A 20,553-nucleotide genomic window follows, 5' to 3' on the forward strand; every position below is an offset into this window, starting at 1 on the left:
AAATCTTTTTTCAAAAAATACTAGATTATTGTTAAATTCATTAACTTCTTTTAATTCTAAACTATCTAAAGTTTTAAGAGATTTAACTTCATCAATGCTATTATAATTTTGCACTTCATATATTTTTTCATTACTTAATTTAAAATAATTTACAATTGCTCTTTTATATTTTTCTCTTTTTCTAAATTACATTTATATCCGCTTTTAGAATAATCATATTTATAATTTGTATACTCATTTTTAAAATCCCAAAATAATAAATAGCCTTCTATTTCTAATTGCCTTTCAAGAGAGCAAAGCTCTTTTTTGGTTTTAAGAAATTTATCATAAGTTGAACTAAAGTATTTACTATAGATATCGTATGAATACTAAACAAGCATTAAAAAAGCGAAAATAGCAATGATAAAAAACGCTAAACTCAAACCAACAAATAAAGATTTTTTTATTAATTCTTTAATAAAAGAAAGCATTTAACACCTCATATTTTTAATATAATCTTGTATTCTAATTTAAATCCTTTAAGGAATTTAAATTAGATTAATTATTTTTTATTGATTATATTTTTTATGATTGTTTCTAATTTATCATTATTAAATTGTTTTTCAAAGGTAATATTTATACCTTTAAAAAGACTTTCTGCGTTAGTAATTTTCGCATTTTCATCGCTTCTTAGATTGATTTTACTATCTACGCCTTTACTTTCAAGCACAAAATAATGGATATTTTCTTTATCATCTTTTAATACATAAGCAAAATCAGGTGAATAACTAAATCCACCTACTACAGGGATTTTTAATGAGTTTTTAGGTATTTTCATAAAGACTTGTATGCTTTTTATATCTTCTTTTATTATCTCTTGCTCAATTTTACTATCATAAAAAATCTGCTCGTATAAAAAGGTATTATTTGCTAATTCATCTCCACCTAAAACACCTATATCACTAGCATTTATTTCATTTAATATTTCACCTTTTTCATTAGTGATTTTGGTAGGATGAATGTGGTGTGAAAACTCTTCGTAAGATATGCTAAAAAGCCTATTAGAATTACTTAAAAGATAAAAATTAAATTCCTTACAAATAGCATTCAAACTAGGCTCATTTAAATAATCATTTATGTTAAATAAACCATCTTTCATTAACTCATAAAAGGCTTTATGTAAAGTGTTTAGATTAAGACCTAATTTTGTGCTAAGTCCTAGCAAAAACTCTCCATAATTTAGAGTTTTTATATTTATTTTATTATTTAGAATATCTTTTTGGCTTTTTAATTGATTATTATTTACGCTTAATTGTGTAATTTTTATATAACTTGAATTATCTTTTGCTTTAAATTCTTTTAAAAACTCTTTAAAATTAGCTAAAAACACATTTTCAATGGCATCGTATTTTAAAAATACTTTTTTGTTTATTTCTTCCCATAAAGCCTTGATTTGTGGATATAAATTAGTTTTGATTTTTACTTTATTTTCTAATTCATTAGAGTTTTTAATCTTGCCTTTTTTAATGTTATTTTTGCTAAATGCTTTTGGATATTTTGCTTTTAAAATATCTACATTTATTATCTTACTTCGCTTGTTTATAGCACCGCATTCTAAAAGCTCATCATAAATCAAATCTTCATCTAAATCATATTCACTTAAAATTATTTTATAAATTTTCTCATCTAATAAATCATCTATTTTTATATCAAAACACTCATCACATATCTTAATTTCATTTATAAGTTTTTGAGTAAAATCACTCTCACTAGCATCTACGAAATAATTTAAATAATATTCTTTATTAGTAATTCTATTGCCGTATTCATCAACAGGAAGCCTAAGCCCACGCCCAACTTCTTGAAGCTTACTTATCTCACTTCCGCTACTTCTAAGTTTGCAAATATTAAATACATTTGGATTATCCCAACCTTCTTTAAGCGTCCATTTTGAAAATATAAATCTTCTAGTATTATTAAGACTAAGTAGGCTCATTTTATCGTGCAAAATCTCATTGATTTCTTGCTCTATTTTATCATCTTTATCGCTATTATCTTTTGAAAAATAACCGCCGTGAGTAAGGCTAATATCGTTTAAAGATTTTTGTAAATATTCTTTATAAAATCCTGTGCTAAGCTTTAATTCTTCTTCTAGTTTGCTTTTTAATGCCTTTTCAAAATATTCTTTTAGCCTTGCGTTTTCTCCACGATAAGAATTTATATCATCTATAAAAAATAAGCTTAAAGGCTTTAATTTTATCTTTTGATTTAAAAACTCTCGCTCTAATTTAAAATGCTCATCTAAACAAGCATTTATCATTTGCTTAGCTAAATCATCATTAAAGCTAAAAGGATTAAATTTGTTATCTTTAATTAGCTCTACGCCATTTGATAAAAGCACTTTTTGCTTGTTTAAATCTTGCACGAAAATATCTAAAAAATCATAAAAACAAGCGAAATTTTGCCCCTTGCTAAGTCTAAACTCACGCTTTTTATCATCACAAAAAATAGCTTCATTATCTACTATATCTTGAAGTTTAATATAAGCTTTATTTCCTATTTCAAATTCTTGCACGAAAGTTTTTACACCTTTAACCAAATTATCATTAAAGGCCTTAAGTGGGGTTAGGTTATAAAGTAGGTTTGAGTTTTCTTTAAAAGTCGCTCCATATCTTAATATAAATTGTGGTTTTAGTTTTAAAACATTTTCCCAAGTTTTACTAGCTTTATCAAATTTATGTGGCTCATCAATGATTAAAATACTTTTAGTATCTGCTAATGCAGGAAGTATGCTAAAAAATCTATCAAAAAGATTGCTTTCAAATTCTTTTTTAAAAGTATCTGAATTGAGCATCCCTGCATTTATTAAAAGCACTCTTATAGAAGCTTTATCATCGTGATTGCAAAAATCTTTTATGCTTTGTGGCATTTGCTCTTTTTTACTTGATTTTTCGCTTTTTACTTCGTAAAAACTTAAGCTTTTTTTAAACTCATCTATAAAATGTTGGCGTGATAGCTCAAAAAAACTTTTAGTCCCTGATTTAATAGCTAAAGTTGGCACAAGCACTATAAAGCTATCATATCCATAAGCTTCATTTAGCATAAACATAGTTTTTGTGTAAGTGTAGGTTTTACCTGTGCCTGTTTGCATACAAATATCATAAGTGTTATCATTTATAAAGTTTTGATTTTTTATGCCATTAAACTCTTGAATTTCTTTAACATTTGCCTTTATATCATTACTTGAAAATATTTTTAAAACACTTTGAATAGCTATATTTTGATATTCTAAATCATTAGTATAATTAAAGCTACCCATCTTAAAATCTCACTTGTAATTTAATGCCTAATTTAATTAAAGCTTCTTTTAAACTCTTATGTTCGCTACTCGTAAAACTAGCATTGTATAAAATAACTCTTTCGCAAATTAGCTCACTATCTTGTAATTTTTGCATTAGGGTTTTGATATTTTCGCTATTAAAATGTGGGAAAACTAAGTAAAGCAATTTATTACAATAATAAGCCTTATAATCGTTTATATTTATTATTTTAAATTCCACATCTAAAGCTATACCATCGGCTAGTTTATAGCTAGTTAGAATTTCATTTGTTTTATCGTTATTAAATGGTGCAAAAAGATTATCGCCTAAGCTTAAATCTAGTTTTTCTATTTTTTCTAGTTCTAATTCATCTTTATATACTATCTTAAATTCACTAAAGTCTAAATTAGTAGCGTTTGGATAATCTTGCTTGATTTTTTTCGCAGCTCTTATTAATCTTTCTTTGGTAATTGCATAAATTGTTGGCTTGCAATTAAGCTCATTTTTTACAAAATCATAAGCAATTTTACTCTTTTTCTCATCTATTGGCTCATCAAGTTGAACTAAAATAAACTTTCTATTTCCACTATCTTCGGCATTTAATTGCATAATAGCGTGCCCTGTTGTCCCACTTCCTGCAAAAAAATCTAGGACAATATCATCTTTATCGGTTGAAATTTGTAATATTCTTTTTAATAATTTAGTTCCTTTTGGATCGTTAAAAATACCTTTACCAAGCAAAGAAGATAATTCTTCATTATTGCTATGTGTATGCCCCACTTCATCATAACTCCATACACTACCACAAGAAATTCCTTGTCTAACTTCAGTAATATAAGTTTTTTTATCTATTCCACCTTTTGAATTAAAATACAGTTCGTTATCATAAAATAGCTGTAATAACTTATCTTTAGAATATCTAGGGTATCTACCTATCGGAGCTTGCCAAGTTATTCCATTTGGAAAAGTTATACTATATTTACCCAGCTCACTTCCACTTCTTGCATGAATTGGTGTTGGTTTCCAAGCACCTTTAGGATCATTATCTCTATTTTTATATGCAGAATTTTGTTTCTCGCTTCTTGGTAATAAATTTAATTTATTATTAATCCTATTCTTAAAATAGCAAAAAATATGTTCGTGTTGATAAGACATATCTGTATCATTAGAAGTTGTGTATTTGTTATTCCAAATAAAATCAGCTACGAAATTCTCTTCACCAAAAATCTCATCACACAAGAGCTTTAATTGAGCTGCTTCATTATCATCAATTGAGATAAATATCACTCCATCATCTTTTAAAAGCTTTCTAGCTAAAAATAGCCTTGGATACATAAAGGTAAGCCACGCTGAATGTGAGCTTGATTTTTTAGTGCTAAACTCTAGCACTCTTTTAGCTTCATCTTCACTCATTCCAGCGTTTATTAAATCATCTAGCTTATAAGCTCTAGTATCATTATAGACAAAATCCTTATTAGCGGTATTATAAGGTGGGTCTATATAAATCATTTTGATTTTTTTATAATAGCTATTTTGTAAGTGTTTTAAGACTTCTAAATTATCGCCTTTTATGAGTAGATTTTGTTTTAGATTTTCATTAAATGTGCCGTTTTGTTTAAGGTAGCTTGATGGTTTTAGATTTGCTAGATATTTTGCGTGTTTTTTGCCTAAAAAATTTAAACTATAACTCTCATTTGTAAAATCCCCCCCCCCGTTAGCAGCTATTTCGCTTTGGAATTTTTCTAAATTAAATTTTCCATCTTTATCAAAACATTCAGCAAAATGTTCTTTTAATATATCTAATTTGTTTTTGCAGTCCTTATGTAAAAGCTCCATTTTCTCTCCTTTTTTCGTGGAATTTAAAATAGGAATTTCATAAAGAAATTCCTAAAATTATTTTTTATTAAACTCTTTATATAATTTTATTAGATTTGTAGTTGAGCTATCGTGCTCGTAACTCACATCACTTCTTAGCTCTTCAAGTATTGTTTTAGCTAAAGTTTTGCCTAATTCAACGCCAAATTGGTCAAAACTATTTATCCCCCAAATCACACCTTGAACGAATATTTTATGCTCATATAATGCAATTAGACTACCTAGATTTCTAGGGCTTATTCTTTCTAATAAAATCGTATTGCTAGGGCGATTTCCCGAAAATTCTTTATGTGGGATTAGCTTTTCTATCTCACTTTCACTTAAATTACTTTTACTAAGTTCAGCTCTTACTTCATCCTTGTTTTTGCCTTTCATAAAGGCTTCAGCTTGAGCGAATACATTGCTAATTAAAATTTCGTGGTGTTCTGGCATATCGTGTGGTTTTTCAAGACTTACTATTAAATCAATCGGACTTATATGAGTTCCTTGATGAAGTAGTTGAAAAAATGCGTGTTGAGCGTTAATTCCTGTTTCACCCCAAATGATTGGAGAAGTTTCGTAATTAATTAATTCCCCATTTTTACTAACTTGTTTTCCATTACTTTCCATATCAAGTTGTTGAATAAATCTTGGAAAATGCTTTAAATATTCATCATAAGGTGCGATTATATGTGAGCCACCACCATAAAAATTAATATACCAAATACCTATTAGAGCCAAAATCACAGGCAAGTTTTTAGAATATTCAGCCGAGCTAAAATGTGAATCCATTAAATATGCACCTTCTAGCATTTGCCAAAAATGTTCTTTTCCTAAATAAATCATAATAGGAAGACCAATTGCAGACCACAAACTATAACGCCCGCCGACCCAGTTCCAAAACTCAAACATATTATTGCTATCTATTCCAAATTCTTCAACAGCTTTTTTATTAGTTGAAACTGCTACGAAATGCTTAGCTACAAAGCGTTTATTAACTGCGTGATTTAAAAACCACTCTCTAGCAGTTAAAGCATTTGTTAGGGTTTCTTGAGTTACGAATGTTTTTGACGCTATTATAAAAAGCGTAGTTTCTGGATGAACGCTATCTAATACATTTTGTAATTTTGAGCCATCTACGTTTGATACAAAGTGCATTTTTAGTCTTGGGTGTGCGTATTTTTTCAAAGCATCACAAGCCATCAATGGTCCTAAATCAGAGCCACCAATTCCTATATTTACAATATCAGTTATTACTTGATTTGTATAGCCTAGCCACTCGCCTGATCTTATTGCGTGAGAGAATTTTTCCATTTTGTTTAGCACTGCATTTACATCATCCATTATGTTTTCATTATCTACATAAATAGGTGTATTTATACGATTTCTAAGAGCAATATGTAAAGCTGCTCTATTTTCTGTGGTATTAATCTTTTTACCACTAAACATATCTTTAATGTTTTGTTCTAAATTAGCTTCTTTTGCAAGATTAATAAGATTGCTTAAAATCTCTTCATCTATTCTATTTTTAGAATAATCAACCTTAATCCCACCAACTTCTAAAAAGTATTTATTCGCTCTATTATTATCATTAGCAAATAATTCTTTCATATGAGTATCTTTTGATTTGTTGTATAAAGACCATAATTTTTCATAGCTTTTTAATTTGCTTAACATTATTTATCCTTTAAATGATTTTGCAGTGCTACACTAGCGCCGTTTATACCTGGAAATTTTGATAAAACCACAAATACAGGAATTGCTGCTAAATAACTATCAAATCTACCTTTATTCTCAAATCTTGCTCTAAATGATGAGTGTTTAAAATACCCTAATATCTTAGGAATTATTCCACCACAAATATAAACACCACCCCTAGCACCTAGAGTTAATGCCAAATTTGATGCAATTGTTCCTAGCATTGCACAAAATATATCAAGACTTAATCTACATAAAGCTGATTTTTCGCTTAATGCTAGTTCGCTAATTTTACTAGCGTCTAAAGTATCATTTATACCTTCTTTATGTGCTAAAGCTTCATATATTAGCTCAAGTCCCATTCCGCTAAGCAATCTTTCAGCCGATACATGCCCGAATTTGTTTTTTGCATAATGCCAAATCATTGATTCAATCTCATCAAAAGGTGCAAAGCTAACATGTCCACCTTCACCTGATAGTGCAATATAACCATTTTTACTAGGGATTAATCCACTAACTCCAAGTCCTGTGCCAGGCCCTAAAACAGCTTTTACGCAATTTTCTTCAGCTTCTCTTCCACCAATTTGAACTAATTCATCACTATTTAATTTTGTAATAGCAAGTGCTTGAGCGGTAAAATCATTTAGAATTAATAAAGTATCAAATCCTAATGCAAGTCTTGTGGTATTGATTGAAAAAGCCCAATGATTATTAGTCATTTGTATAAAATCACTTGTAACAGGATTTGCCATTGCAAAAGCAGCGTGTTTTACATTTACATTTTTATCTTTTAAATATGCTCTTACAGCATCTATTATAGTATCGTAGTCTTTGCATTGTAAGACTTCTATTTTATCTATATTTCCTGATTTAAATTCTAATGCAAATCTAGCATTAGTTCCACCAATATCTGCTAATAATCTTGGATATTCATTTTGCGTAATAGACATCTAAATTTCCTTTTGAATTAATCACATAACTTATTGGATATTTTTTATTTTTTTCTTTACAAGCTAATAAAAATACTTGATATTTCTCATCTCCACTGATATTTAAAAATATTCTTTTAGCTTTTAATATGCTTTCTAAACTAAGGCTAATTCTATCGTAATTAGGAGTTTTTACTATGTGATAAGCTTGGTTTTCATCACTTAATAATTCATCTAAATTAGAAGCCGTTGGAAAGATTGATGCAGTATGAGCATCAGCTCCCATACCTAAAATCAAAATATCAGGAGTTTGATAAATATTATTAGCGTGGTTTTTTAAAGCTTCATAATCATTAATTAATTCATCTTTAATACAAGTAATTAAATTAGCCTTACTAGCGTCATTTTGTAATAGATTTTGCTTTACTAGATTTGTATTACTATCTTCGTGATTTGTAGGTAAAATCCTTTCATCTACTAAAAATACATTTACTTTAGTCCAGTCAAGCTTTTCTTTACTTAATTTAATAAATAAATCTTTAGGACTTTTACCACCTGATACATAAAAATTTACGCTACCTTTACTATTAATACATTCATTTAATGAAAATACTAATTCTTTATATAAAGCGATTTCGCTTATGTTTTTGTCATTGAATGTAAATAATCTCATCTTAGTCCTTAAAAATAATTTCATTTGTGTAGGCTTTGTATTTATGCATTGTAAAATCATCATTATCAATTACATCTTGCACCCATTTCCAAGCACTCTCTAGCTCATCTTTTTCATTAAATGAACTTAAATCTTTATTAATTACATTTAAAAGTAATCTTTCATAAGGTGGCATTTTTTCAATATCACAAATTCCTATTTCAAATTCTTTAAACTCTTCGGCTATTTTTAAAAGGAATTTGATTTTAGGTTTTGGTTGGATTTCTATATACATTTTTCCACCATTTTTAAAGCCAATATCAAAATATACTTTATTTTCAGCCATTCTTTTGCCTGTTGCAAGTTTTATTAAAACGCCTTTGTAATTTTCTTGATTTGAACTAGTTTTAATTGATACGAAAGTTTCTGTCCTGCTATCTTTAGCCACATTTAATTCATCTAAATAACTTGAGCTATCTTCATTAGCTTCATATTGAGCTTTAATTACATTTTTAAAATCAATTTTTTCAAGTGAGTTAAAAAACTCAAGCTTAGCTTTTCTAATATTAGTTGAATTAATATCAATCATAAATAAAGCTAACATTTGTAACATATGATTTTGTAACATATCTCTTAAAGCACCGCAACTATCATAAAACTCTCCACGACTTTCAACACCTAAACGCTCTAAAACATATAAATTAATGCTTTTTACATAGTCTTTATTAAGTAGTGCATTAAAATGTGGATTTTGTTTTCTAAACTCAAATAATTCTTTAACCATACTTTTACCAAGATAATGATCAATTCTATAAATTTGTTCTTCTTTATAATATTTTGCTACGCTTTCATTGATTGCTCTGCATTCATTTAAGCTCATTCCTAAAGGTTTTTCAAGAACTATTCTAACATTGTCTTTATTCATATTTAATTCGCTTAAATTCTTACAGCAAGTGATGAAAAATTCAGGCGAAATTGAAAAATATATAATAGTATCTTTACCATCTCTTAAATTGTTTTTAAGTTTTTTAAAATCTTCAAGATTATTAATATCTACGCTCTCATAAGATATTTTTTCTAAAAAATCGTTCCATTTTGTAGTATCTTTTAAATGGATTTTTGATTTGTCGTTTAATTTTTGCTTAAATTCTTCTAAGCTAAGCTTGCTTCTACCTGTAGCAAGTATTTTAAAATCTTCGTGAAGCAAGTCATTTAAAAAGGCTTCATAAAGTGAAGGAAAAAGTTTTCTAAGAGCTAAATCTCCAGTAGCTCCGAATAATAAAAAATCAAAATTAGTTTTCATAAATAATCCCTAAATAAAAATAATTTTTTAAATCTTACTAAAAAGGATTTAACATTAATAACATTTATTTATTTATAATAAATCAAATATTTTAAATGAAAGAAGCTTATTTATGACAAATAAAAAATTATTAGAAATCACTGAAAAGATTATAAAAAGAAGTGAAAAAACTAGAAAAGATTATCTTAATTTAATAGATAATGCTAATGAAAAAATCAATCGCTCAAAGTTAGGTTGTGCTAATTTAGCTCACGCTTACGCAGCAATTCCTGAAAGCGTAAGAGAAAAATTAAATAATTCAAATAGCACTCATTTAGCTATTATTTCAAGCTATAACGATGTTTTATCAGCTCACGAACCTTATAAGGATTATCCTTTAAAATTAAAGCAATCTTGTATAAAAGAAGGTGTAAGCGTTCAAGTTGCAAGCTGCACTCCTTCAATGTGCGATGGTATTACTCAAGGCTATGATGGTATGCAACTTAGCCTTTATTCTCGTGATGTAATAGCTATGAGCACAGCAATTGGATTATCTCATAATATTTTTGATGGGGCGTTTTATCTTGGAGTGTGTGATAAGATAGTTCCTGGACTTTTAATGGGAGCGTTAAGATTTGGACAATTACCTGCTATGTTTATTCCAAGTGGTCCTATGCCGACAGGACTTAGTAATTCTGATAAAAGTATTGCTAGAGAAAAATACGCTCAAGGACTTATTTCTAAGCAAGATTTATTAAATACTGAAATGAAAATGTATCATAGTTCAGGCACTTGCACCTTTTATGGAACTGCTAATTCAAATCAAGTTATGATTGAATTATTGGGTCTTCATATACCAAATTCTGCTTTTATTAATCCAAATACAAAGCTAAGAGAAAAAATAATTGATTTTAGTGCTAGACATTTTGCAAAAGGTGTAAAAGATAAAAGTATTTTACCAATAGGCAAAATGATAGATGAAAAAAGTATAGTAAATGCAATAGTAGGGCTTATGGCAACAGGTGGCTCAACCAATCATACTTTACACTTAATTGCAATTGCAAAGGCTGCGGGAATTATTATTAATTGGGACGATTTTAATGATATTTCAAATATTACTCCACTTTTAGCTAAGGTTTATCCTAATGGTAAGGCTGATATAAATGATTTTTATGAAGCTGGTGGATTGTCGTTTGTAATTAATGAATTATTAAACAATGGTGCATTACATGATGATGTAAATACTATAGCAGGATTTGGGCTTAGTAATTATACGAAAGATCCTATCTTAAAAGATGATGAAATTACTTATGAAAAATGCCTTGAAAATAGCAGAAATGTTGAAATAATCACGACTTATGATAAGCCATTTAGCACTACAGGTGGGCTAAAAGTTTTAAGTGGAAATATTGGTCGCTCGGTAATTAAAGTAAGTGCTGTAAGCGATGATAATTTATATATTAAACAAAGAGCTATTGTATTTAACGACCAACTTGAGTTAATGAAAGCTTACGAAAAAGGCGAATTGAATAAAGACTTCATAGCAGTTGTAAAATATCAAGGCCCAAGAGCAAATGGAATGCCTGAACTTCATAAATTAATTCCACCTTTAGGGGTATTAATGTCTAAAGGATATAAAGTTGCATTAATTACTGATGGTAGAATGAGTGGGGCTAGTGGAAAAGTTCCTGCAGCAATCCATACAAGTCCTGAAGCCTTGTTAAATGGAAATATTGCTAAGATTAAAGATGGGGATTTGATAGAATTTGATGCAATCAATGGCACTTTAAATGTATTAGAAGATGATTTCTTAACTAGAGAAATTAAGCATATTGATTTAAGCGCAAATGAGTTAGGTAGTGGTAGAGAGCTTTTTAAAGCTTTAAGAAATAGTTGTTTAAGCGCCGAAGAAGGCGGAGTAAGTTTTTAAGGAAGAAATAATGAATGCAAGAGAAATTTTAAAAATAAATCCAGTAATTCCTGTGATAGCAATTGACGATATAAATGATGCCTTACCTTTAGCTAAGGCTTTAGTTTTAGGTGGAGTAAGAGTGCTTGAAATTACTCTTAGAACTCCTGCAGGGCTAAAAGCAATTGAGTTAATTAGTAAAGAAATTCCTGAAGCAATCGTTGGAGCAGGAACAGTAATTAATGCTAAGCAATATAAAGATGTTGTTAATACTGGTGCAAAGTTTGCAATAAGTCCAGGTATTACTGAAAAATTATTAAAAGAGATTGATTATAAAATCCCTTTAATAGCAGGTATTGCAAGTCCAGCAGAGCTAATGCTTGGGCTTGAATATGGGCTTGATACCTTTAAATTATTTCCTGCTAGTGTTGTTGGTGGAGTGCCTATGTTAAAGGCTATTTATGGGCCATTTAGTGATGTTAGATTTTGTCCTACGGGTGGTATTAGCGAAAATAATGCTAAAGAATATTTAAGCCAACCAAATGTGCTTTGCGTTGGTGGTTCTTGGCTTGCACCAAAAGAGCTAATAAAGGCTAAAAATTGGGATGAAATCACAAATATTGCAAGAAAAACTTTAGAGTTAAAAAATACTTTATAAGGCTTTATTTATAAGTAGGCTTAGTGCGAAAACTAAGCCTATAAAAATTAAATTCTTTACTTAAAAACATTAGCAAGATTAGAATTTAAATCAGCATAAATCAATCAAACAAAAACTTTAATAAAATAATATTTTTAAGTTTAATTGTAAGAATTTTATAAGAAATTCAATTATCAAAATTAAATAATTTTAAGATTTATTTTGTCTTTTTTGTAACTTTTAGATTTTAAAAAAATACTATCATTAATAAATTTTTTTAAGGAGAGATTATGCAAATAAATCCTAATAATAAAAAAGATTTAATGCAAATACTAGGCGAACACGGCTTTAGTAGAAGAGATTTTTTGAAATGGTCTAGTGGAATGGCTACTATGCTAGGACTTGGAGCTACTTTTGCACCAAGTATTGCAAATGCTGTTGAAAACAATACTAATACTCCAGTAATTTGGCTACATATGGCAGAATGCACAGGCTGTAGTGAAAGTTTATTAAGAAGTGATGCACCTACTATTGATAGTTTGATATTTGATTATTTAAATATTGAATATCACGAAACTGTTATGGCAGCAAGTGGTCATCAAGCTGATGAGAATTTAGAAAACGCTATTAAAAAACACGCAGGAAAATATGTATTATTAGTAGAAGGTGCAGTTCCTGCAGGAAGCTCTAGTTTTTATCTAACTTTAGGTGCTAAAGGGCATACAGGCGAAGAAATAGCAAAAAATGCCTGTGCTAATGCAGCTGCTATTTTAGCAATTGGCACTTGCTCAAGTTTTGGTGGTATTCAAGCAGCAGCACCAAATCCAACAAACGCAGTTCCGATTAGTAAAATCACAAATAAAAGCGTAATTAATGTCCCAGGTTGTCCGCCTAGTGAAAAAAATATCGTAGGTTCAATCTTACAAATATTATTATTTGAAACAATGCCACTTGATAATTTTAATCGTCCAAAATGGGCATACGAGCATAGAATTCACGATTATTGTGAGCGTAGGGGACATTTTGATGCGGGTGAGTTTGTAGAAAGTTTTGGCGATGAAGGTGCAAAGAAAGGCTATTGTCTTTATAAAGTAGGATGTAAAGGTCCATATACATTTAATAATTGTGCTAAGCAAAGATTTAATCAGCACATAAATTGGCCTATTGGTGCAGGACATGGGTGTATAGGTTGCTCTGAGCCTGATTTTTGGGATAGTATGAGAACTTACGAAGAACCTTTAAAATCACATTTATTTCAAAGTGTATTTAGCGGAATGGGTGCTGATGCTATGAGTGATAAAATAGGCATTGGTGTTTTAACTCTAACAGGAGTAGCAATAGCTGCTCACGCAACAATTTCAGCAATTAAAAAAGACAAGGAATAAAAAATGCAAAAAATAGTAGTAGATCCAATTACAAGAATTGAAGGACATTTAAGAGTAGAAATAATAGTTGATGATGCAAATGTAGTAACTGATGCTTATGCGGGTTCAACATTATGGCGTGGAATTGAAACTATTGTAAAAGGAAGAGACCCTAGAGATGTTGGCTTTATGACTCAAAGAATTTGTGGAGTTTGTACTTATTCGCATTATAGAGCAGGTATTGAAGCGGCTGAAAATGCTTTAGGTATAGTTCCACCAAAAAATGCAAAACTTACAAGAACATTAATGAATGCAGCTTTATATATGCACGATCATTGTGTGCATTTTTATCAATTACACGGGCTTGATTTTGTTGATGTAGTGAGTGCTTTAAGTGCTGATCCAGCAAAAGCTGAAGCTGAAGCTTTAAAATGGTGTGATAAGCCTTTAGCTTGTGGTATAGGAGAGCTTAAAGCAGTTCAAGAAAAATTAAAAACATTCGTAGATAAAGGAGAATTAGGAATATTTGCGAATGCTTATTGGGGACATAAAACTTATCGCTTTAGCCCAGAGCAAAACTTAGTAGCGTTAAGTCATTATTTAGAATGCTTAAAAGTGCAAAGAACAGCAGCACAATTAATGGCTATTTTTGGTGCAAAACAACCACACCCACAAAGTTTAACCGTAGGTGGTGTAACTTGCGTTATGGATATACTTGACCCTGCTAGAATTGGTGAATATAAAACTAAATTCTTAGAAATTAGCGATTTTATTCATCGTGCTTATTTAGCCGATATTAAGATGGCTGCAGCTGTTTATAAAAATGAGCCAAGTGTAATGAATGATGTTGGCGTTGATAATTTTATGTGTGCTGATGAGTTTTATTTAGGAGATGATTATTTATTTAAAGGTGGAATTGTAACTAATATGCTAAGCAATCCTGTATTAGGTGCTATTGATGAGAGCAAAATCACAGAAGAAGCAACAAGGTCTTGGTATAAAAACGATAAAGCATTACACCCTTATGATGGCGAACAAGAGCCAAATTATACAGGGCTAAAAGATGAAAAAACTCTAAACGCTAAAGGCGAATTAGAAGATTCTAAAGTATTTGATATGAATGGAAAATATAGCTGGATTAAAGCTCCAAGATATGATAATTTACCTGTTCAAGTAGGACCACTTGCTACTATAGTTGTAAATTATTTAGCTAAAAATCCAATCGTTACAAAAGAAGTTGATGCTTTATTAGCTGAATTAAATATTGAACTTAAAGACTTACTTAGCACTTTAGGAAGAACTGCAGCAAGAATGATTGAAGCAAAAATAATAAGCGAACATGCACTTAAAGCTCTTGATAATTTAGTTGAAAATCTAAAAGTAGATCAAAGCACTTGCGCTCCATATAAAATAGATAATTCTAAAGAATATAAAGGTCGCTTTATAGGTAATGCTCCTAGGGGAATGCTAAGTCATTGGATTAGAATTAAAGATGGTATAGTGCAAAATTATCAAGCAGTAGTTCCATCTACTTGGAATGCAAGTCCAAAAGATGCAAATGGTAAAATGGGAACTTATGAAGCTTGTTTAATTGGTCTAAAGATTGAAGATTTAACCAAGCCACTTGAAATTATTAGAAAAATCCATTCGTATGACCCTTGCATTGCTTGTGCTGTGCATGTATTAGATAAAAAAGGTAATAAGTTAGGCGAATATAAAGTAGGAGTTTGATATGAAACATTATGAGTTTTCAATAGGGCTTAGAGCAACTCATTGGCTAAGAGCATTAGCTATTTTAGCTCTTTGTATAAGTGGTTTTTATATTGCTAGTGTGTTTATTGCGCCTGATAAATCAACCGAGCCAAATCTATTTATGCAGGCTAAATTTCGTTTCGTGCATAATGTAGCTGGGTTTGTTTTATTAGCTTGTTTTATTTTTAAACTTTATCTTTTTATATTTGATAAGCTTAGCAAAAAAGAAAGAGTTAGTATTAAAGATTGCTTTAGTTTAAGAGTATGGATAGAGCAAATTAAGTTTTATTTATTTTTAGGAAAACACCCGCATTTAAAAGGTGTATATAATCCACTTCAATTTGTGAGTTATTTTTTCTTTTATATTGTTTTAGCATTATTAATAATCACAGGTTTTGTGTTATATATTAATGTTTATCACGAAGGTTTTGCTGGTGCAATAACTCCTTTTGTTAAACCATTTGAAGCAATGTTTGGCGGACTTGCAAATGTTAGGATAATTCATCATATTTTAACTTGGGTTACTATGATTTTTGTTGGTGTTCATATTTATATGGCAGTGTTTAATGCAATTAAAGGTAAAGATGGTGCAATGGATGCTATTTTTAGTGGATATAAATACAAATGAGAGTTTTAGTCTTAGGAATTGGAAATATTTTAATAGGAGATGAAGGAGCTGGAGTTGTTTTTCTTGAGTATTTTAGGAAAAATCTAGCTCCTAATATTTATATTAAAGAAGAATTTAAAAATCAAGATTTGCATCAATTGGTATTTTTAGACGGCGGGACGATGGCTATGAATTTAGCTCATATAATTGCTGATTTTGATAAAGTTTATGTGATTGATTGTATAAATGCTGATGATTTAGAAGTGGGCGATGTTGTGTTTTTTGACTATGACAAAGTGCCAAGTAATGTAAATTATCAAGGAAGTGCTCACGAACTTGAGATGCAAATGATGCTTAATTTTATGAGTTTAGTAGGTGATTTGCCAATTTGCAAAATCTTAGGCATTGTGCCTAAAAGACTTGAACCTATGAAAATATCTTTAAGCGATGAGATTAAAAAATCTTTTGCTTTAATGCAAAAATGTCTTTTAGAAGAGCTTAAACAAGATGGATTTTTGTTAGAATTTAAAAATGATTTTAGTATAGAACAAGCGATAGAAAATTATAGGAATTTAAGCAGTGTTAATTAGATATGATTTCAAAATAAAATTAAAAGATTTCGGATTATTTTTACTAAAAATTGCCAAGATAAACAATGTAAATTATAAGCTTTATTATGAAGATGATGAGTTTTCTTTAGTTATAGATGATAATGAAGATAAAGTTTTAGCCTTTAATGAATATTTTAAAAAAATACCTTATTTTTTATTTTTAGAAGATTTTAAAATAGAGCTAGAAAATACACAAAAAACAAAAGAATTTGAAATTGAAATTCCAAGATTGCCTTTAAACTTATGTGATGAAGTTTTTGATGATTTAGGCTTAAATGAGTTAGATTATACTAAAACAACAAAAAGTGATTTTGTAATAATTGCTAATTATGAATTATTACAAAAGGCTTTTATTTGCGATAAAAATACTCAAATTTTACTTAATGCTTATGAAAAACCATTTGTTAAATTAGCCTTAAAACCACTTTATAAAAAAGCACATAATTTAGGAGATTTTTTATATGTATCATTTGCTAATAGCAAAAAGCTTTTTAATGAGTTAAAAAATGCAGATGAGCTTTATTTTGTAAAAAAGCCTAAAGATTTATTATTAATAGCTCCTTTTGCTGATACATTTTGTGTAATTAATAATCCGTATTCAAATCAATTATCAACTGCTTTTAATATTGATAAATTAAGCTTTAATGTCCCTAAAAATAAAGATGAATTAATAAAATTATTACTTAGCTTAGAACAAGGCGAAAAATTATTAAAAAATTATCAAAAAAAGTTCATTTTAAATGAGTTTAGTTTAGAAAATAAAAATATATTTTCATTAATAAAATTAGCAGATATTTTGCTAGATTCTGATATTTTAAAAGTAGTGCCAAATACTTATACAAAGGGAGTTAGAATTGATTGTGAGATTAATGAAGATGGCTTAAATGTAGCTAAGTTTATCTCATCAATTATGAGCTTTAGATTAGCAAATGCAGCTTTAATAGAAGTTGGTGTTTTTGAAGCACTTGTTTTAATGATAGGAAAACTTAATGAAAACGAGCGTGAGATTTGCTCAATGCTTATGAATTATCAGAGTTTTTTAAATTACAATGCGTTTTTAAACAAGCAATTTAAGTTCAGTAAATGGGCTAATTGTGAGTGTTTTAATTAAACTTAGTGGCAGGGTGCAAGGAGTTGGATTTCGCCCTGAAGTTTGCAAATTAGCCAAAGCAAAAAAGCTAAATGGCTATATCTTAAATGATACTTTAGGAGTTAGCTTAGCACTTGATTGTGATGAAAAAATAGCAAAAGTTTTTATAAAAGACTTAAAACAAATTCTTAAAAAAAATCGTCCATTAGCAAGTATAGAAAAAGTAAAAATAATTAAAACAAATGAAACTTATAATGATTTTGTTATTAAAAAACCAAGCAAAGATAAGCATAATCTTGCAGTGATTTTGCCTGATTTCGCCCCTTGTAAGGATTGTATAAAAGAGCTTAATAATCCTAAATTAAAAAGAAGATTTAATCACGCCTTTATAAATTGCACTAATTGCGGCACTAGATTTAGTGTAATTTCTAAAATCCCTTACGATAGAACAAACACTTCTATGAGTGTTTTTAAAATGTGTAAAAATTGCGATAGTGAATATAGTAATCTTAATGATAGGAGATTTTACGCAGAGCCTATTGCTTGTAATGATTGTGGGGCTAAGCTTAATTTTGATTTAGCAAAGGCTGTTAAATATCTAAAAGCTGGAAAAATAGTAGCTTTAAAAGGCGTTGGTGGGTTTAATTTATTATGCAATGCTAATGATTTTAATGCGGTAAATAAATTAAGAATGCTAAAAAATAGAGCTTTAAAACCACTTGCAATAATGGTTAAAGATATAAAAATGGCGAAAAAATATGCTAGTTTTACTAAGTTTGAAGAGCGTATTTTAAAGAGCAAAGAGCGACCTATATTGCTACTAAAAAGCCTTAATCAGAGTGCTTTTAATATACATTTTGATTTTAAAAATATCGGAGTATTTTTGCCAAGTGCTCCAATATTTCATATATTATTTAAAGAGCTTGATTTTGCAATAGTAGCTACAAGTGCAAACAAAAGTGGCGAGATGATTTATTCTAAAAAAAGTGATTTTAAGATTTTAAAACCTGATTTAATAATAAATCATAATAGAAAAATAATTAATAAAATTGATGATAGTGTAGGGCAAGTTATAGCTAATAAATACCATCATTTAAGAAGTGCTAGGGGCTTTAGACCTTTTTATTACGAGCATAAAATTAAAAAAAATATAAATATCCTAGCTCTTGGAATGGAAGAAAAAAACGAGTTTTTGATATACATAAATGGGTTTTGTATTAATTCGCCTTATATTGGGGATTTAAAGGATATTAGTGTTTATAATCATTTTGTAAAAACTCTAAGATTTTTTGTGAAAAATTATAAGATTAAATTTGATTATGTTTTGTGTGATTTGCACCCACATTTCATTCATAGCGAAAAAATAACAAAAGAATTTGAAATAGGAATTAGCAAAAAGACAAAGATTATAAAAATTTACCATCACGCAGCCCATGCGATGAGTATTGGGCTAAGAAATATTAGAGCATTTTGTTTTGATGGCACAGGATATAAAAATAATCATCATATAAGTGGTGGCGAAGTGCTAGATATTACTAAAAACACTATAAATACAGCTTTTTGTTTTGATGAGTTTAAGCTAGTTAATGTAAAAAATAATGAACTGTTAGCTTATAGTATTTTAAAAAAATACGAAATCCCGTGTGAAACTAATCTAAATTATGATATAGCATTGCAAAATTGCACTATAAATACTAGCTCATTAGGTAGAATTATTGATGCTTTTGCCTTTTTAGTTTTAGGGATTAAGAAAAATGAATTTGAAGCACATTCAGGAATGCTTATTGAGAGTTTTTATGATGAAAATATCAAAGATATTTACAAAATTGAGTTTAAAAATAATAAGATTATTTATAAGGATATTTTTGCAACTTGCTTAAATGAAAGCAAGGTTTTAGCTTGTTCAAAATTTATTAATACCATTGTTTATATTATTAAGTTTTTAAGCCCTAACAAAAGGGCGATTTTAAGTGGCGGGGTGTTTTGTAATAAAAGCATTTTAAATCTTTTGCTAAATGATAAAGAATACAAATTCTATACTCCAAAAAACGAAGCGATAAACGATGGCTGCATAGCTTTAGGGCAGTTAAACTATTTCTTAAACAATATGGAATTTAAGGATTAATTTATTATTTATTGTTAAAATCTCGCCTTTTTTCAAGGAGAGAATATGAAAATATTACAAGAATTTAAAACATTTGCAATGCGTGGAAATGTTGTAGATTTAGCTGTGGGTGTGGTTATAGGAACTGCTTTTGGTAAGATTGTAAGCTCACTTGTGGCTGATATTATTATGCCTATTGTTGGAGTTTTAACAGGCGGAGTTGATTTTAGTGATTTAAAATTGGTTATTAAAGAAGGTGCTAAAGAAGCTGAAAATGTAACCGTTAATTATGGTTTATTTATTCAAAATATAGTTGATTTTTTAATCATTGCGTTTTCAATTTTCGTTGTTGTAAAGCTAATCAATAAGCTTAAAAAAGCAGAAAAAGAAGAAGAAAAACCAGCTCCTGCTCCAGCTCCAAGCGAAGATATAGTGCTGCTAACAGAAATCAGAGATTTGTTAAAAAATAAAAACTAATTTTATTAGTATTAGCTATAATCTCCTAATTTAAAGGGGGATTTTATGCTAATTATTAAAAAATTAATTATATTTTTATTTTTTATAAGTTCTATAGAAAATATTGATAAATTAACACAATCTTCTAATATTAACGATAAAAATCAAGCTATTAAAATTTATAAATATTATTGCGACTTAAACTATGCTTTAGCTTGTTATAAACTAGGTTTAGAATATTTTAATAATGAAAAATTATTTATAAAATCGTGTGATTTAGGATATGCAAATGCTTGCAATAAATTAGCT

Annotated in this window: 15 protein-coding genes and 1 pseudogene; 10 read left to right on the plus strand and 6 right to left on the minus strand. The window is 28.9% G+C overall.

The genetic code is table 11. The features are described 5' to 3' along the window. Nucleotides 1–541: 541 nt before the first annotated feature. Genes KJQ99_RS04115 through KJQ99_RS04140 form a run of 6 tightly spaced genes read right to left on the minus strand, consistent with a single transcriptional unit; the run spans nt 542 to nt 9,735 of the window. Nucleotides 542–3,298, minus strand: coding sequence for a type III restriction-modification system endonuclease (locus KJQ99_RS04115; RefSeq protein WP_214150112.1), 2,757 nt, complete (start codon nt 3,296–3,298; stop codon nt 542–544). 1 nt (nt 3,299) lies between these two features. Continuing rightward, a complete protein-coding gene (locus KJQ99_RS04120) occupies nt 3,300–5,135 on the minus strand; it encodes a site-specific DNA-methyltransferase (RefSeq protein ID WP_214150113.1) in 1,836 nt (611 codons plus the stop codon). A 57-nt stretch (nt 5,136–5,192) separates the two neighbouring features. After that, complete coding sequence (gene pgi / locus KJQ99_RS04125) at nt 5,193–6,830, minus strand: glucose-6-phosphate isomerase (protein WP_214120226.1); 1,638 nt, start codon at nt 6,828–6,830, stop codon at nt 5,193–5,195. Next, nucleotides 6,830–7,801 carry a glucokinase gene (locus tag KJQ99_RS04130; protein ID WP_214150114.1) on the minus strand — a complete coding sequence of 324 codons (972 nt, stop codon included), beginning with the start codon at nt 7,799–7,801 and terminating at the stop codon, nt 6,830–6,832. Before KJQ99_RS04130 ends, pgi begins: the two co-directional genes overlap by 1 nt. Next, nucleotides 7,782–8,453 carry a 6-phosphogluconolactonase gene (pgl, locus tag KJQ99_RS04135; protein WP_214117927.1) on the minus strand — a complete coding sequence of 224 codons (672 nt, stop codon included), beginning with the start codon at nt 8,451–8,453 and terminating at the stop codon, nt 7,782–7,784. Before pgl ends, KJQ99_RS04130 begins: the two co-directional genes overlap by 20 nt. A gap of 1 nt (nt 8,454) precedes the next feature. Next, nucleotides 8,455–9,735 (minus strand): glucose-6-phosphate dehydrogenase, encoded by a 1,281-nt coding sequence (locus KJQ99_RS04140; RefSeq protein ID WP_214150115.1) that lies wholly within the window; start codon nt 9,733–9,735, stop codon nt 8,455–8,457. 112 nt (nt 9,736–9,847) lie between these two features. Between KJQ99_RS04140 and edd the strand changes: the two genes are divergently transcribed. From edd to KJQ99_RS04190, 10 genes and pseudogenes are all read left to right on the plus strand, one after another. Further along, on the plus strand, nt 9,848–11,644 hold the full coding sequence (edd, locus tag KJQ99_RS04145) for a phosphogluconate dehydratase (RefSeq protein ID WP_214150116.1): 1,797 nt from the start codon (nt 9,848–9,850) through the stop codon (nt 11,642–11,644). Nucleotides 11,645–11,654: 10 nt separating this feature from the next. After that, the gene (locus KJQ99_RS04150; protein WP_214150117.1) at nt 11,655–12,281 is read left to right on the plus strand and encodes a bifunctional 4-hydroxy-2-oxoglutarate aldolase/2-dehydro-3-deoxy-phosphogluconate aldolase; all 627 of its coding nucleotides are present in this window, start codon (nt 11,655–11,657) and stop codon (nt 12,279–12,281) included. A gap of 269 nt (nt 12,282–12,550) precedes the next feature. Next, the gene (locus KJQ99_RS04155) at nt 12,551–13,645 is read left to right on the plus strand and encodes a hydrogenase small subunit (RefSeq protein WP_214150118.1); all 1,095 of its coding nucleotides are present in this window, start codon (nt 12,551–12,553) and stop codon (nt 13,643–13,645) included. A gap of 3 nt (nt 13,646–13,648) precedes the next feature. After that, nucleotides 13,649–15,355 (plus strand): nickel-dependent hydrogenase large subunit, encoded by a 1,707-nt coding sequence (locus KJQ99_RS04160; RefSeq protein ID WP_214150119.1) that lies wholly within the window; start codon nt 13,649–13,651, stop codon nt 15,353–15,355. A gap of 1 nt (nt 15,356) precedes the next feature. Beyond that, nucleotides 15,357–16,004 (plus strand): Ni/Fe-hydrogenase, b-type cytochrome subunit, encoded by a 648-nt coding sequence (gene cybH, locus KJQ99_RS04165; protein WP_214150120.1) that lies wholly within the window; start codon nt 15,357–15,359, stop codon nt 16,002–16,004. Continuing rightward, nucleotides 16,001–16,573: a HyaD/HybD family hydrogenase maturation endopeptidase gene (locus tag KJQ99_RS04170; RefSeq protein ID WP_214150121.1), complete on the plus strand. Its 573-nt coding sequence runs from the start codon at nt 16,001–16,003 to the stop codon at nt 16,571–16,573. Before cybH ends, KJQ99_RS04170 begins: the two co-directional genes overlap by 4 nt. Further along, entirely contained in the window at nt 16,563–17,705 is a 1,143-nt protein-coding gene (locus KJQ99_RS04175; protein ID WP_214150122.1) for a hypothetical protein, read from the plus strand. Before KJQ99_RS04170 ends, KJQ99_RS04175 begins: the two co-directional genes overlap by 11 nt. Next, nucleotides 17,689–19,809 carry a carbamoyltransferase HypF gene (gene hypF, locus KJQ99_RS04180; RefSeq protein WP_214150123.1) on the plus strand — a complete coding sequence of 707 codons (2,121 nt, stop codon included), beginning with the start codon at nt 17,689–17,691 and terminating at the stop codon, nt 19,807–19,809. Before KJQ99_RS04175 ends, hypF begins: the two co-directional genes overlap by 17 nt. Before the next feature lie 45 nt (nt 19,810–19,854). Next, the gene (gene mscL, locus KJQ99_RS04185) at nt 19,855–20,265 is read left to right on the plus strand and encodes a large-conductance mechanosensitive channel protein MscL (RefSeq protein WP_214150124.1); all 411 of its coding nucleotides are present in this window, start codon (nt 19,855–19,857) and stop codon (nt 20,263–20,265) included. A 45-nt stretch (nt 20,266–20,310) separates the two neighbouring features. Next, a pseudogene (locus tag KJQ99_RS04190) lies at nt 20,311–20,553 on the plus strand (hypothetical protein); the annotation flags it as partial.

It is taken from the genome of Campylobacter sp. 2018MI13 (assembly GCF_018501135.1).
GTDB lineage: Bacteria > Campylobacterota > Campylobacteria > Campylobacterales > Campylobacteraceae > Campylobacter_E.

Bases quoted from the DNA above. Each gene is read 5' to 3' on its own strand.
- KJQ99_RS04170 (WP_214150121.1), top strand. From the start codon at position 16,001: ATGAGAGTTTTAGTCTTAGGAATTGGAAATATTTTAATAGGAGATGAA.
- KJQ99_RS04155 (WP_214150118.1), top strand. From the start codon at position 12,551: ATGCAAATAAATCCTAATAATAAAAAAGATTTAATGCAAATACTAGGC.
- KJQ99_RS04150 (WP_214150117.1), top strand. From the start codon at position 11,655: ATGAATGCAAGAGAAATTTTAAAAATAAATCCAGTAATTCCTGTGATA.
- pgi (WP_214120226.1), bottom strand. From the start codon at position 6,830: ATGTTAAGCAAATTAAAAAGCTATGAAAAATTATGGTCTTTATACAAC.
- KJQ99_RS04160 (WP_214150119.1), top strand. From the start codon at position 13,649: ATGCAAAAAATAGTAGTAGATCCAATTACAAGAATTGAAGGACATTTA.
- edd (WP_214150116.1), top strand. From the start codon at position 9,848: ATGACAAATAAAAAATTATTAGAAATCACTGAAAAGATTATAAAAAGA.
- cybH (WP_214150120.1), top strand. From the start codon at position 15,357: ATGAAACATTATGAGTTTTCAATAGGGCTTAGAGCAACTCATTGGCTA.
- KJQ99_RS04140 (WP_214150115.1), bottom strand. From the start codon at position 9,735: ATGAAAACTAATTTTGATTTTTTATTATTCGGAGCTACTGGAGATTTA.
- KJQ99_RS04130 (WP_214150114.1), bottom strand. From the start codon at position 7,801: ATGTCTATTACGCAAAATGAATATCCAAGATTATTAGCAGATATTGGT.
- KJQ99_RS04115 (WP_214150112.1), bottom strand. From the start codon at position 3,298: ATGGGTAGCTTTAATTATACTAATGATTTAGAATATCAAAATATAGCT.
- pgl (WP_214117927.1), bottom strand. From the start codon at position 8,453: ATGAGATTATTTACATTCAATGACAAAAACATAAGCGAAATCGCTTTA.
- mscL (WP_214150124.1), top strand. From the start codon at position 19,855: ATGAAAATATTACAAGAATTTAAAACATTTGCAATGCGTGGAAATGTT.
- KJQ99_RS04120 (WP_214150113.1), bottom strand. From the start codon at position 5,135: ATGGAGCTTTTACATAAGGACTGCAAAAACAAATTAGATATATTAAAA.